Origin of the sequence: Paenibacillus sp. 1001270B_150601_E10 (assembly GCF_015558675.1) — a bacterium.
GTDB lineage: Bacteria > Bacillota > Bacilli > Paenibacillales > Paenibacillaceae > Paenibacillus_B.
Genome location: NZ_JADMOL010000004.1, coordinates 144,083 through 159,380 on the forward strand (window position 1 = coordinate 144,083; position 15,298 = coordinate 159,380).

At 47.4% G+C, this 15,298-nt stretch carries 9 protein-coding genes and 1 other annotated feature; of the genes, 8 read left to right on the plus strand and 1 reads right to left on the minus strand.

What is annotated here, in order from left to right; all coding sequences use genetic code 11:
• Nucleotides 1-25: 25 nt before the first annotated feature.
• Entirely contained in the window at nucleotides 26-2,071 is a 2,046-nt protein-coding gene (locus I2H74_RS11945) for a methyl-accepting chemotaxis protein (RefSeq protein ID WP_229106597.1), read from the minus strand.
• Nucleotides 2,072-2,360: 289 nt separating this feature from the next.
• Between I2H74_RS11945 and I2H74_RS11950 the strand changes: the two genes are divergently transcribed.
• The 8 genes from I2H74_RS11950 to I2H74_RS11985 all read left to right on the plus strand — a co-directional run bounded on the left by I2H74_RS11950 (nucleotide 2,361) and on the right by I2H74_RS11985 (nucleotide 15,209).
• Nucleotides 2,361-3,131, plus strand: a complete 771-nt coding sequence (locus I2H74_RS11950; RefSeq protein WP_195574203.1) for an ABC transporter ATP-binding protein — start codon at nucleotides 2,361-2,363, stop codon at nucleotides 3,129-3,131.
• The gene (locus I2H74_RS11955) at nucleotides 3,106-5,028 is read left to right on the plus strand and encodes an ABC transporter permease (RefSeq protein WP_195574204.1); all 1,923 of its coding nucleotides are present in this window, start codon (nucleotides 3,106-3,108) and stop codon (nucleotides 5,026-5,028) included. Before I2H74_RS11950 ends, I2H74_RS11955 begins: the two co-directional genes overlap by 26 nt.
• Before the next feature lie 482 nt (nucleotides 5,029-5,510).
• On the plus strand, nucleotides 5,511-6,899 hold the full coding sequence (locus I2H74_RS11960; protein ID WP_195574205.1) for an alpha-L-fucosidase: 1,389 nt from the start codon (nucleotides 5,511-5,513) through the stop codon (nucleotides 6,897-6,899).
• A gap of 630 nt (nucleotides 6,900-7,529) precedes the next feature.
• Entirely contained in the window at nucleotides 7,530-9,308 is a 1,779-nt protein-coding gene (locus I2H74_RS11965) for a proline--tRNA ligase (RefSeq protein ID WP_195574206.1), read from the plus strand.
• A 184-nt stretch (nucleotides 9,309-9,492) separates the two neighbouring features.
• Nucleotides 9,493-11,409, plus strand: coding sequence for a beta-N-acetylhexosaminidase (locus I2H74_RS11970; protein ID WP_195574207.1), 1,917 nt, complete (start codon nucleotides 9,493-9,495; stop codon nucleotides 11,407-11,409).
• A gap of 295 nt (nucleotides 11,410-11,704) precedes the next feature.
• Nucleotides 11,705-11,907, plus strand: a binding site (T-box leader).
• Nucleotides 11,908-12,004: 97 nt separating this feature from the next.
• Nucleotides 12,005-13,420: a Na+/H+ antiporter NhaC gene (gene nhaC, locus I2H74_RS11975; protein WP_195574208.1), complete on the plus strand. Its 1,416-nt coding sequence runs from the start codon at nucleotides 12,005-12,007 to the stop codon at nucleotides 13,418-13,420.
• The gene (locus I2H74_RS11980) at nucleotides 13,417-14,283 is read left to right on the plus strand and encodes an MBL fold metallo-hydrolase (protein ID WP_195574209.1); all 867 of its coding nucleotides are present in this window, start codon (nucleotides 13,417-13,419) and stop codon (nucleotides 14,281-14,283) included. The genes nhaC and I2H74_RS11980 overlap by 4 nt, the downstream gene beginning before the upstream one ends.
• Nucleotides 14,284-14,582: 299 nt before the next feature.
• Entirely contained in the window at nucleotides 14,583-15,209 is a 627-nt protein-coding gene (locus tag I2H74_RS11985; RefSeq protein ID WP_195574210.1) for a DsbA family oxidoreductase, read from the plus strand.
• Nucleotides 15,210-15,298: the final 89 nt, after the last annotated feature.

The following is a 15,298-nucleotide window of genomic DNA, read 5'->3' on the forward strand; positions in this document are numbered from 1 at the left end:
GACGATAAAACATTGACCTGCGAAGTTACAGCTTGAACTTCTTCATCTCCTCTGCCATGCGCTGAGTCATTTGAGAGAGCGATTCGCTTGTCGCTTGCACTTCCTCAGCGGACGCTGCGGTCTCCTCAGACGTAGCGGCAATCTCTTGCGAGGATGCAGAGATTTGCTCTGCAATAGAGGAGGAATCAGAGATTCTTCCGATCATCTCATCCTTCATTGCAATGATGGCATGCGCATTCTCCTGAAGCATCTCAAGACGAGGTGTAATCAGCTCAATAGCCTCTACAATCTGCTTGAAGGATTGAGTGGAAGTGTCGATATCCGTGAACTGCTCCTCAATCGATTGCTTCATATTGTGAGCTGTCTCAAGCATGGTGCCTGAATCAGCAGATACTTGCTGAATTCGCTCCGTTATCAGCTTCGCGGAGGTTTGCGATTGCTCAGCCAGCTTGCGGACTTCCTGTGCTACAACGGCAAAGCCTTTTCCGGCTTCGCCCGCACGCGCGGATTCAATAGCAGCATTAAGCGCAAGCAAATTCGTTTGCTCCGAAATATTGTTGATGACATCCGTCATTTGGCTAATTTGCTTGAAGCTTACGCTCGATTGCTCAATGCTTGTAATGAATTGCTCGAATCGATGCTGCATCTCCTTAACCGATACATCAAGCTTCTCCATGTTGCTGTTGCTTTCATTAGCCATATTCGAAATGTGGTTGCCTTGGTCGCTTACTTCTGTAATGGCATTCGTCATCAGCGTAAGCTTGTCGCCATAATCATTCATGGCTTCATTGATATGAACGAGGTCCTGCGTTTGCGATTGCACGCCAGTTGCGACCTCTTGAATGGACATGCTGACCGACTCGGTAGCGGTTGTCATTTCCTCAGCGGCCTGATTCAGCTGAATAGAGGCCTGATCGATATGATTGGACTGTGTTTGAACCGTTCCAAGCAGGGTGCGAAGCGAATCCTGCATCTTGTTCATCATCACTGCCATATCGCCGATCTCATCTTTGCGAGCAAGCAGCTTTGGATGAACCTGGTGAGTAAGATCGCCGGATGCTGTTGCATTAATGATATTGCTGAAAGAGTGAAGCGCTCGAGATAAGCGATTAGAGAATACGACAACGAGAGCGGATCCCACGAGAATACCGATAATGGACATCATAAACAGCAGATTGCGCACTTGCTTCGTTCCTGCGAGCACCTCGCTGTCATCCAGATAGATACCCACGGAGCCGCCTGTCTTGCTAACGGGCGCAAAGCCAACACTCTTTATTGATCCCTCATAGGAGTAGTTTCCGAAGCCTACTTCTCCTGCTACCATGCGCTTTTGAACTTCTGCTAAGCTGGCATATTGCGGATCTTCCTTCGCCGCTTCGATAGAGTTGAATTGCTGCTTGACGAGTTCATTGTTTTCGTGCGCGGTGAGGGTGCCGTCTTTGCTTGCGAAAAAGGCATGTCCCGTTTCACCTACATGAATATCAAGAGCAAATTGTTGAAGTTCTTCAGCTGACGTTTCGTAGTAGAGTACGGCTACAACCTTGTCGTTATTGTAGATCGGTGCAGCATAAACCATGCTGATGTAATCAGATTTAACGTCTCGGAGCATGTCAGAGGTGTTGACTTCTCCTTGAAGCGCCTTTTTAAAGTAATCTCGGAAGGAAAGATCAAGTCCTTTGTCTGGTCCCAATACTTTTTTTCCCGATGTATTGAGAACTCCCCAGTTAATGGCGCCGTACTCGTCTAAGTATTTTTGAATGGTCTTTTCAACGGTGGCTGCCTTGTCGGAATGCACCATTTGATTGAAGTTCTCGAATTCATTCAGTTGAGCGAGATGCTCTGCAAAGTCCAGGCTCTGGGTGAGATACTGGTCATACAACTTGGCTGTCTGCATCGCCATCTGAGGCAGAAGCGTACGATTGGCATCGTCAAGTTCATTCTTCGCACTGAAGTACGAGAAGAGGGACAAGCTTAAGCATAGAATCAATATAATCGTACCAAAGGTCAAGATTAGCTGCTTTTGAATCGAGAATTTTTGAAACAGACGTAGTTTCTTCATATTGAAGCGCATAAAAACCCTCCAGTGTCGTCTATGTAATTGAAGTACAACACTCTATATATCGTTGTTTAAATGGAGAAGTTTATCACAAAAATATAACAGCGGCGTTTATTTCTGTAAATTTTCATGGAAATTTGTGAAAGTTGTGTAACAAATGAAAAGTTTTTTCCCAATCCCCTTTCATTTTGACGGCTGTATCTACTCTTACAAGCTTGTAAGCTTCGTGAAAGATAGCGCGATAGGAGCTTAGCCCCTATTCGAGTACACTGAAGATAACAATGAGGAAAAAGGAGAATGAGTCATGGAAATGGTTCGCGTTCGGGACTTGTGCAAGACGTACAACGAAAAAATGCCTTACACTGCATTAACAAATGTAGATATGACTCTTCAAAAAGGGGAGTTCGTCGGCATCATGGGGCCGTCAGGCAGTGGGAAGACTACACTTCTTAATATTGTATCCACAATCGATCACCCTACCTCAGGGGAGGTTCAGATCGAAGGAGTCAATCCCCATCAGATGACGTTAGAGGAGCTTGCGATTTATCGCAGAAGGGAGCTTGGGTTCGTGTTTCAATCCTTCAATCTTCTCTCTACGCTTACAGTTAAAGAGAATATTATGCTTCCATTGACATTGGACGGCTCCTCCATAAGGGAAATGAAGCTGCGGGTGCAAGAGGTTGCGGAGAAGCTTGGCATTACGGAGATTCTTGATAAGCGCACCTTTGAAATATCAGGTGGTCAAGCACAGCGCACAGCTGTTGCGAGAGCACTTATTCATAAGCCTAAGCTGGTGCTTGCAGACGAGCCGACAGGGAATCTGGATTCTAAAGCGGCACGAGATGTCATGGAGCTCTTAAGCAAGCTCAATAAAGAAATGAATACGACGACGATGCTGGTCACGCATGATGCGATGGCTGCAAGCTTCTGTGACCGAGTGATCTTTATTAAGGACGGACAGCTTCATAACGAGATTGTGTGCGGGGACAACCGTGAAGTGTTCTATCAGCGAATTATCAATGTGCTGTCTTTATTGGGAGGATTCCGTCATGACTTTTCGACAGTTCGCGTTTAATAATGTCATTCGCAATAAGCGGATCTATGTTGCCCATTTCTTAAGCAGTTCCTTCTCTGTTATGGTCTTCTTCGTCTATGCGCTGCTTCTCTTTCATCCGAACCTACAGGGAGAGCTGGAATCGACGAGCGAAACGATGAGCAAGCTTGCGCAGATGGGGATGAATGTGTCTCAGTACTTGATCTTCATCTTCAGCTTTTTCTTCTGTATGTACTCCGTAAGCGCTTTTCTTAAGACAAGAAAGCGGGAATTCGGCATTCTGATGGTGCATGGCATGTCCACCAAGCAGCTGCACCGCTTAGTATTTGTCGAGAACCTGATGATCGGCCTTGCGGCTATTGCAACAGGAATCCTCACGGGTCTTGTCTTTGCTAAGCTTACGCTGCTCATCAGTGCGAAGGTGCTGTATATTCAGAACGGGCTTCCTTTCTACTTGCCTTGGAAGGCTGTTGCGGTAACGGCGCTTGCTTATGCGGTCATGTTTTTTCTGGTATCGCTGTTCACCTCAAGAACAGTGAAAGTAACCCAGCTCGTAGAATTGATTCGTTCAGAGGAGAAGCCAAAGCCAGAGCCTAAAGCTTCGCTGCTATTATCCATACTCGGTGTTTCTCTTATTGCGTTGGGTTACGCCTGTGTGTTTTTCTTTGTACTGGCAAGAGCTTTCTCCCTTCCTTTGCTTGTGGCAGGTGTAGGCTTAACCGTACTTGGAACCTATTTCGTCTTTACGCAGCTTAGCGTCTATGCGATTCGCTGGATGAGGAAGAAGGAAAGTTTATTCCTGAAGAAGACCAATCTGCTCACCATATCAGAGCTTGCTTATCGCATGAAGGATAATGCGACGATGTTTTTCATGATCGCGATTATTTCGGCAGTCGCCTTTACAGGGATAGGTGCCTGTGTCGCGATTGCAGATCCCGGTTTAGTCGAGATGGAAACGCCGTATGCGTTTACGTACTTTTCCAATACGATGAATGACAAAGAAGAAGAGCATATTGAGCTGATTCAAAAACGGCTGAAGGAAGCAGGCTTTACCAGCCATATGGCTTCCTATATGCCCAAATACATGGATGATGGCGGCATGCTGATCAAGCTGTCAGAGTATAATGCATTGATTAAGGCCCTTGGCTATGAGCCAGAGATTTCACTTGATCAAGATAAGGTCATGCTTGTCCCAGTGAATTATTATGAACGGGATCAATTTAAGAAGCCATCGGTGAGACCGTCCGAGGTATCATTTGGTATTTACGGCAAGGAACAAATAATGCCCGTGCAAATGGCCTCCCCATACATGGTATTTCCCGGGATGTATAAGGCATTTGTGGTGAACGATGAGGTCTTCGATAGCTTCGTGGTCCCCAAGGAAGAGGAAGAGAGCCGCAGCAAGATGTTCCACTTCGTCGTGCCGGAGTGGGAGAAGACATTGCCTGTTACGAAGCAGCTATTTGAAGAAATTCCGATGAGTACGGAAGGCGGTTATTATTTCAGTGCTCTCGTGGAATATTGGATGTTATCGAAGCAGCAAAATGGGATTCTTTTTATCCTAAGCACACTCGTAGGGGTTGTATTCTTTACTTTTGCTGCAAGCTTCCTGTACTTCCGTCTGTATACGGATCTTGACCGAGACCAGAAACAATTCCAGCTCATCTCAAAAGTAGGGCTGACGCGTAAAGAACTTAAAAAAATCGTTTCTCAGCAGCTGCGACTTATGTTCTTCCTGCCGATGGTCGTGGCCGTGATTCATAGTTCCGTTGCGTTCCTAGCGCTTCAGCAGCTGGTAGATTACTCTATCCTGCTTGGCTCCATAGCGGTAATCGCTGCGTTCCTAATCATTCAAGTGCTGTATTATATGATGGTGCGCTCGCGTTATACAAAGAGATTGCTGCTGCATTTTATGTAAGGTGATACTGAATGATAGATTCCATGGCTGTTATTCCAGATGAATAATAGAAATGCAATGCTATAACATCATGGTGTTTAGATGATGTTCGTTTGTTATATGTAAGGGCTTCAAACTAATAGTTTTCATTAATACAGATAATAGTATCAGGCTGCCCCATACCTAATCGTATAGGGCAGTCTTTAATTGCATCTGTGAAGCGCCTTTACACGGAGTAACGACATAATCCCTCTATTTTAAGTTATCAATTTCACATGAATAAATATTTGAAAACAACCGATGTTACAGGAAATTTTACATCTGTCGAATGTAATTTTCATGAATCCAAAAGAAAATGAGCATATGCAACTTTTGCTGTTGAATTTAAAACGCATACATGATATGTTCAGCTTGAACAAAATTGTTACCCATAACATTAATGGGGGATCAAGAGTTTAGCACTCGTGTAATACCGATAGACAAGGATCAAGGAGGCACACGACATGTCAGAGGAATTGAAGCAAGAGCTAGAGCAAGAAGAACAGCCGGTTGTCGTGCAAGGCGTACACAACTATAGCAGTGAAGACCATTACGTACGTCCTGAAGAACCTGAATTGCAAGAGAGACTAGAATGGTTCCAAGATCAGAAGCTTGGCTTGATGATGCACTGGGGAACATACTCCCAGATCGGTCTAGTAGAATCCTGGGCGCTTAGTGACGTGGATGTAGAATGGTCCCGTAATGAAGTAGACTGGGATGTAACGGACGAGGACTTGAAGCGTCAATATTTTGACCTGAACAAATCATTCAATCCGCTTCGCTTCCAGCCTGACAAATGGGCTGAACTCGCAGCTGAGGGCGGCTTCAAGTACTTAATCTTTACAACGAAGCATCATGACGGCTTCTGTATGTGGGATACCCATACGACGGACTATCGTGTGACGCATAAAGACTGCCCATTCCACGGCCATAAATATGCGGATATTACGCGTGAAGTATTCGACGCATTCCGTGCGAAGGGAATCGCCATTGCAGCTTACTTCTCCAAGGCTGACTGGCATACGCCAACGTACTGGGCGCCAGGCATGGAGCGTGGAACGACGACTTCCCGTGGACCTTCCTACGATCCTGAGAAGTATCCATGGCTTTGGAATGACTTCATTCAATTTACACATGACCAGATTGAAGAATTGCTTACACGCTATGGCCGCATTGACATTCTGTGGCTCGATGCAGGCTGGGTAGGCAAGGGCAAGCAGGACATTCTGCTTGGAGACATTGTAGATCGCATGCGCCAGCATCAGCCTTGGCTCTTGGTTGCAGATCGTACAATTGGCGGCAAATACGAAAACTACGTAACACCAGAGCAAACGATTCCTGATCGTCCGTTAATGGTGCCTTGGGAAAGCTGCATCACGATGGGAAGAGCGTTCTCCTTCCGTTATGATGATGAATACAAATCGACTCGTGAGCTCATTCATATGCTGCTTGAGATCGTGGCTAAAGGCGGCAACTTGGCGCTTAATGTTACACCTCAGCCAGATGGCCGTCTGCCTGTAGAAGCGATCAACCGCATGAAGGAGATTGGGGCATGGATGGAAGTGCATGGAGAGGGGATTTACGGTACTCGGGTATGCGCTCCGTATGTTACCGATAACGTCGCCTTTACACATAAAGGCGATACGGTATATGCATTCCGTATGTATGGTGATGGCGAGCAGGTTTCTCGTACTGTGCATCTTCCTTACACTGAACCTGTTAAGCAAGTGGATCTGCTTGGCGGCGCACAAAACCTTGCTTTTGAGAAGACGGACAAAGGCATTACGGTAACACTGCCAGCGGATACAGACGTAACAGCAGCTCCAATTGCTCACGGCTTCCGTATTCGCTAATCGGTTTCATCCTTCTTCAGTAAGCGTAAGCCCTGTTCCTCACATTGTGGGGGCGGGGCTTTGCCATGCTGCAAGAAGGATCTTGAGAATGCGAATGGAACATGATACACTACTTTCCAATACTTCAAACCTGATTGAACAGCAATCATCAAGGATATAGGCGCATACACGTGTCTTCCAGAGAGGTACCTGAATGGTGAGAGGGTACAGTCAACGATATGTGCTTCCTGCCTTGTAGCTGCGCGGGACCGTTACTTGCATGCTTGTGTGCGACAAGAACACAGGAACCTAACCGCTGCCGGACCTGGCCGTTATCCAGCTAGAGCACAAGAGAAATCAATCATGCATGGTTGATTGATGCTTGCTTCTATAAGCTGATCTCCTTGTGACAAAAGGGTGGTACCACGAGCGCATTCGTCCCTGACGAGTGCGTTTTTTTGTTGCTTGAAGAAGGGGATAGGCTTTGAAAGTTAAGGACTGAAGAAGCCATCCAAATAGCAAAGTGCTAGACCAAATTATTAGCTCCAACGATGATTCATCGTTTCAGCAGTTCAAATGGCTGAGGGCTGACGCAATCAGTCAAATGCAATCTTTCTATGGTTCCAATTGAAAAGGAGGGTGAATGCCATTATGAGACAACGTACACTGTTTGCACCAACATTAAGAGAGGCGCCTAGCGATGCAGAAGTTGCAAGTCATCAGCTTTTGCTTCGCGCTGGCTATATACGGCAAGTCGCGGCTGGTGTGTATCATTATTTGCCGCTTGGCAGAAGAGTGCTCCGGAAGCTTGAACAGATCATTCGGAATGAAATGGACGGCATCGGCGCGCAGGAGCTGCTGATGCCGGCCATCCAGCCAACGGAGTTATGGCAGGCTTCCGGCCGATATGACGTGTATGGTCCGGAGCTTATTCGTCTGAAGGATCGCAGCGGGCGCGAGTTTGCACTGGGCCCTACTCATGAAGAGGTTGTGACCACACTTATTGGCCAGGAGATTAATTCGTATCGCAAGCTGCCGCTGACTGTCTATCAGATTCAGACTAAGTTCAGGGATGAGAAGCGTCCAAGGTTTGGCCTGCTGCGCGGCAGAGAGTTTCTGATGAAGGATGCTTATTCCTTTGATATCGATACTGAAGGCCTAAACACGCAATACTGGCACATGCATGCTGCCTATCATCGCATCTTTGAACGTGCGGGACTTCGCTATCTAGCAGTAGAGGCTGATGCAGGAGCGATTGGCGGGGATGGGGACACTCATGAGTTTATGGCGCTAACGGATATTGGCGAGGATACCATTGTAACGTGTTCGTCCTGCGACTATGCCTCCAATCTGGAGCGTGCGCATGCGAAGCACGAGCAGGCGGCCTTAGATGCTTATGCTAATGATTCGGAACGGAAGGCTCAAGGGGATTCGTCCGTGGATTCCACTTCTATGATGGAATCCCTCTTAACAGCATCCATTCCTCCGATGGAACGGATTCATACGCCACAAGTTAGAACAATAGAGGAGCTTGCCCAGTATTTCAACGTTCAACCTGCTCAATTGATAAAGACCATGATTGTGTTGGCGGACGGTAAGCCAGCGGCAGTGCTCCTTCGCGGCGATCATGAGATGAATGAGACCAAGGTGAAAAATGCCTTGCAGGCAAACGAAATCGAGCTCGCGGATGAGGAGACCATTCTGCAAATCACGGGTGCTCCTCACGGGTTTGCAGGCCCTGTCGGGCTGAGCGTGCCCGTGCTCGTAGATGCTCATGCGGCAGAGCTCCAAGAAGCCATCATCGGTGCAAATGAGCAGGACTATCACCTGCTGCATGCCGTACCGGGCAGAGACTTCAAGTGGACTCACATAGGGGATTATCGCAATGTGGTTGAGGGCGATTGCTGTCCGCATTGTGAGGGCACGCTTCAGTTTCAGAAAGGAATTGAGGTCGGTCATATCTTCAAGCTCGGTCAAAAATACAGTGAGCCGCTGCATGCAGCATTCCTGAACGAACAGGGCCGCGAGCAAACGATCACGATGGGCTGCTATGGCATCGGCATTTCTAGGCTGTTAGCGACCAGCGCAGAGCAGCAGCACGATCAGCATGGTCTTGTATGGCCAGCGGCCATTGCGCCATTCCATGTGCATGTCATTCCGGTGTCCATAAAGGACGATGCCCAGCGCGATGCGGCAGAACAGCTGTACAAGGAGCTTGCGGCTGCGGGCGTAGAGGTTCTCTTCGATGATCGAGATGAGCGCATCGGCGTGAAGCTGAAGGATGCGGATCTGATCGGTATTCCGCTTCGTATTGTGCTGGGTCGCGATCTTGAGCAGGGATTGGTGGAAGTGAAGAAGCGTGCTGCATCCGATAAGCAGTTGATGAGCATTCCAGAGGCGCTGCAAGCAGCGCTGAGCTTAAGATCTTAAGTATTTAATTTGAGAATCACATAACATCGAAAACGAGAAGGATTCCCATTTCTATGTTGCAGAATCCTTCTCTAGCATTCATCAAAAATATTAAACCGCTTATCTTTTTTCTCCCCAAGCGAATCTTTTTCCCATATAATAGACTCATATGCACTCATCACAATCCTGCAAGGGGGATTCAACTATGAAACTGCGCTTTGATGGAGATATTCAGCTGCTAGAACAAGGGATTCGGGAATTAGCCCAAGAGATTCCTTTTGAACGCTCAGATGATGGTATTCCTGTAGTGGTGGAAGCGTCACCAATAGGTGATTTGGAAGTCGGCTTCAATGGTCAGGAGGCGTACATTCGATACGCTCAGAAGCATCAATTTTTCAGAGGTCTAGGCTTGCTTGTGCAGCGTGGGCAGGGAGGGGAAGCCTTCCAGCACCAAGAAACGCAGCGATTCGACTCGGTCGGTCCCATGTTCGATCTTTCCCGCAATGGCGTCCTTACGGTTGACAGCTTTAAGCTGATGCTTCGCAAAATGGCGTTGATGGGCATGAATACGGTCATGCTGTACATGGAGGATACCTATGAGATCGAGGGTGAACCGTACTTCGGCTACATGCGGGGCAGATACACCCAGGAGGAGATTCGGTCGATCGATGATTATGCGGATCAATTCGGAATCGAAGCCTTCCCTAGCATCCAGACGCTTGCTCACTTGGAGGAATTCCTGAAGTGGGAGCCTGTGAAGGAATACAAGGATACGAAGGGGGCGCTGCTTGCGAATGACGAGCGTGTGCTGGATCTCGTCGAGCGCATGATTGAAGCTTCCAGTGCGCCATTCCGAAGCCGCAAGATGCATATCGGTATGGATGAGGCTGAGGAGGTTGGCCGTGGCAAGTATCTCGATAAGAACGGCTACGCTGAGCGGTTTGATATTATGGTCAGCCATTTGGACAAAGTGCTCGAGATTGTACGCCGCAAAGGGCTGGAGCCGATCATGTGGAGCGATATGTTCTTGAAGCTGGCGTCGAAGAGCAGCGAGAACGAGCATTTTAGTCATGATACCGAGATTCCGGAGGAGATGGCAAGCCGCATTCCGAAGGATGTTGAGATGGTGTATTGGGACTACGCCCATATCGGTGAGGAGCATTATGAGCAGCTGATCGAGAATCATCGTCCGCTTGGAACGAAGCTGTCGTTTGCAGGCGGGGTGTGGGTGTTTAACACATTCGGCGTCAATTATGGCTTGTCCTTGCTGGCAACGGCAGATGCCCTCAAAGTGTGCAAGCGCGAAGGCATTCGCGATGTGTACGCGACGATGTGGGGCGATGACGGCATGGAAAGCAATCCGTATATCGCGCTGCTCGGGCTCCAATTCTATGCAGAGCATGCCTATACGGAAGCGGATGTGGATCAAGCATGGCTGGAGGAGCGTGTGAAGTTCTGTACAGGAATCGACTATGATACGTTCCTGCTCGTCAAGGATTTGGACGAGACACCAGGCTCAGAGCCAAACAATCGGAAGCAGAGCAATCCTTCCAAGTTCCTTTTGTATCAGGATGTGCTGCTCGGCTTATTCGACAAGCAGATCGAGGGTCTGCCGATGAATGACCATTATGCGGCGCTCGAAGCTTCGATTCAGGCCAAGCGCAACAGCGAGGCGGCTCTTGATTATATCTTTGATGTTCCAGAGAAGCTGTCTCGTGTATTGAAGCTAAAAAGCGAGATCGGCATTGATCTTAAACGGGCATATGACGCGAAGGATCATGAGACAATGCGCTCTATTGCATTGGACACGCTGCCGAAGATTATTAGCGCTGTAAAGGCGCTTCGCGCATCCCATCGATCCCAGTGGCTCAGCATGTTCAAGCCGTTTGGCTGGGAAGTGATCGACATTCGCTATGGCGGGGTCGTACATCGCTTGGAATCCGCAGCGGATCGAATCATGGATTATGTGGAGGGACGCATCGAACGAATCGAGGAGCTAGAGCAGGAGCGCCTTGTCTTCAGCACTCGCAATCGATTCAATCATCAGGGAATTGGGTGGTCCAGCTATTATTTGCGGATGGCATCGCCTAACGTCTTTTTCCATGTAATGAACCCGTTCTAAATAAACATGCTAACGGCCTGTTGTGAGCATTATTCATGCTTGCAGCAGGCTTTTTTTATATTATGGCTCTGCCTAGAATGATGGATTCGTGTGTTATATAATGGAAAATTGGAGTTGGCAGTTAAGCCTGATTTATCGCTTCAGCAATAGCTATTCATCCTTTGATAGGAAGTCAATTGCACAAAATATTAAGCGCTTCCAATGTGATTGTGTGGAAAAAACATGAAATTTATTTTGTGTTGACAATCAAAAAGATAGGTCTATAATGTGATTTAATACAAAAAAGCAGAATAGCAGAAAAGCGTTGAACTAACAGAGTAGCTGCTCGCAGCGGGAGCAACAGAGACTTAGTGGTGGGTGCGAACTAAGCCCGAGCAATCAGTGAATTACAGTTAGGGAGCTGACAGGATATGTCCGGCCTATGCCGTTAATGTGATGAGTGAGCAAACCCTTCGGGTTTGCTAATCAGGGTGGTACCGCGGAACTTCCGTCCCTATTTTGGGATGGAAGTTTTTTTATTTATATAACCATTGTTCAACAAGTCGACTTAAGAACAACAATCATGACAACTAAGACGTAAGGGAGTGAAATGAACATGAAACGACAAGTATCCATCAGTTTAGCGTTATTGCCTATTCTTGCGCTAATGATTGCGGGTGCAGCTTCCATTTTGGTTTGGAAAGCTGGAATGTTTATCCCGCTTATCATCGGCATCATCGTCACCGTTCTCGTAGGGGTGATGAATGGCTATCGCTGGGACGAGCTTCAAGACATGATGGTGAAAGGCGTAGCCAAGGCACTGCCTGCGATCTTTATTCTGCTCGTCATTGGGATGATCGTCGGCACCTGGATCTCAAGCGGCGTTATCCCCGCGATGATCTACTACGGCTTATCTTTTATTCATCCATCCTTTTTCGTTCCTGCTGCTGCGATTGTGACGGGTATTGTTGCCGTTACGGTTGGCAGTTCCTTCACTTCCATTGCAACGATTGGACTTGCATTCATGGTCATAGGTGAAGGAATGGGATTCTCTCCCGCTCTCATCGCCGGAGCTGTTATTTCAGGAGCCTTTTTCGGGGATAAATTGTCGCCTCTTTCCGATACAACAAATATTGCGCCAGCAATGGCGGATACAGACTTGTTTAGTCACGTTCGCCATATGCTGTGGGACACGATTCCAGCCTTTCTGATTGCGATTGTGCTGTACCTGATTATCGGTCACGGTTCAGCAGCGCAGTCGGTCGATACGGGCAACATCGACACGATACTGACAGGAATTGAGAACATCTTCCTGATTCATCCGCTGCTGCTGCTTCTGCCGGTATTCACTATCTTCTTGATGATGAAGCGGATGCCCGCATTGCCAGCCTTGCTGTTTGTGGGCTTGCTGGGAGGCTTGATCTCGATCTTTGTCCAAGGCGATACGATAGCTGGAATGGTGAATACGATGACCTCAGGCGTTCATATCGAATCTGGTGTAGAGGCAGTCGATTCTTTGCTTAACGGCGGCGGGATCGTCTCCATGCTCAATACAATAGGACTCTTGACGATTGCGACTGCGCTAGGGGGCCTCTTGGAAGGCACACATATTTTCGAGGCGCTGGTTCGTCCGTTCGTTCATAAGATTAAATCATCTGGTTCGCTAATTGCGACTACGATTGTCTCAACGTTTATCGTTGCATTTGCAAGCGGAGCTCAGTTTCTTGCCATCATCCTGCCAACGAGAACCTTTGTGCAGACATACAAGGACTTGAACATCGATACGAAAAATTTATCCAGATGCGTTGAGGCTGCAGGGACAGTAGGCATCACCTTAGTACCTTGGGGAGTTCCGGCGGTGTTCGCCGCCAACATGCTGGGCGTACCGGCTGAGGAATTCATACCTTACATTTTCTTTGCATTCTTGGTTCCGCTAATCAACATTTTATACGGCATAACCGGATGGACAATTACGAAAAAAGACTACACGTCTGTTGCAGAAAGCGGACAAGCTAAGGAGGTAGCATCATGAGCAGTGTTATCGTTACCATTGTAGGGACTGCACAGGACGCAGGTGTTCCGCATCCCAATTGCTTCTGTGGCCATTGCAAGACCGCGATGGAACTGCCTGAGCGCCGACGCTTCGCATCTTCTCTAGCAGTCGTGGAAACAAACACAAAGCAGTGGCATCTCATTGATGCCACACCCGATCTAAGAGAACAACTCGCGATGATCCAGTTGAAATACGGCTGGTTCGGTCAATTAATGGAAAGTATTTGGCTGACTCATGCACATATCGGTCACTACCCTGGGCTCATGTTCTTGGGGAGAGAAGCGATTGGAGCGAAGGGGATTCCCGTCTTCTGCGGCGAGAAGATGAAGCATATGCTTGAAAATGATGCACCGTGGAAGCAGCTTGTGGCGTTAAACAATATTCGTCCGCAGTTGGTGCAGCAGGAACAAGTGATAGAACTGTCCAAGCAAGTGCGCATCACTCCAGTAGAAGTTCCGCATCGCAATGAATTCTCCGAGACATTTGGATTCTGGGTCGAGGGACCGTCTCGCAAGCTGCTTTACATTCCGGATATTGATCGCTGGGAGGACTGGGCTTACGATATTCACGACATGGCAAAGGAAGCAGATATCTGCTTGTTGGACGGCACCTTCCATTCTATCGAAGAGATAGAAAAGATGGGGCGCAATTATAAAGAAATTCCGCATCCCGTCATTACGGAAACCATGGATCGTCTGCAGGATCTAGTAGATAAGACTGCTGTGTACTTTACGCATTTCAACCATACGAATCCTGTGTTGGATGAGACGGATCCCTTTGTGAAGCATGTACTGGAACGCGGTTTCCATCTCGCTGTGGAGGGACTGGAGCTTCCATTATAAGAGCACTGCAAGTAAGTATAAGAGAATAGCAAGTAAATCCATAGGCGATGGCGGCATCATGATTCTGTGTTTTAGAACACAGTGATGTTGTCATCGCTTCTTTTTCGTACGATAATCCCTGGAAGAAGGTTTCTCTTCTAAGCTTTGTATCATGATGATCATCTATGGGGAATAGTTAGTTAATAAGGTACGGAGAAATTATTAATAACTTTATAAAATATACTTACATTTAGTAAGTTGTTGTGATATACTAATGCCATTGAACCATTACAACGCGTTCGTTCAAGGAGGTATTACAAATGAAGATAGATTTATTTGTTGATATTGTATGTCCATGGTGCCGTATCGGCAAGCAGCATTTGTTCCAAGCGATGGAGCAATGGACAGGCGAACCAGTAGAAGTGAACATTCATGCCTATCAATTGGATCCGAGTATGCCAACTGAAGGGATGAAGCTGTCCAAGTATTTTGAGAAGTTTGGCAGCCCTGGCATGGTCAAGCAAATGACGGATCGTGTTTGCGAGGCAGGTGAGCAATGCGGCTTGCATTTTGATTTCAATCATGTCGATCATATGCCGAATACCCTTCGCAGTCACCAATTAATCAAGGTCGCACCGCCTGAATTGAAGCTTGCCGTGTTGGATGGCCTTTATGACGCTTACTTTACTAAAGCGTTGGATGTCTACAACCTCGATGTTCTTCTCGACGTTGCGGAGCAGGCGGGCATGGATCGCGAAGCGGCTCGCGCGAGCCTTGAAGCAGGTCAAGGTGTTGAAGAAGTGAAGAAAGATTTGTCTTTTGCCCGTGAGGTGGGCATTCAAGGCGTGCCGTTCTTTATTATTAATGATAAATATGCGCTTTCTGGAGCACAGCCTGTAGAAGCCTTCTTGGATGCTTTTGATAAAATTGCGGCTCAGTCATCATAAAGGCTGCATTTCCTCAGGATTATCATGTTTAATAAAATGGAAGAGTGGCCCGATCAGATCTTTAAGATCTCGATCGGGCCATTTTTTTA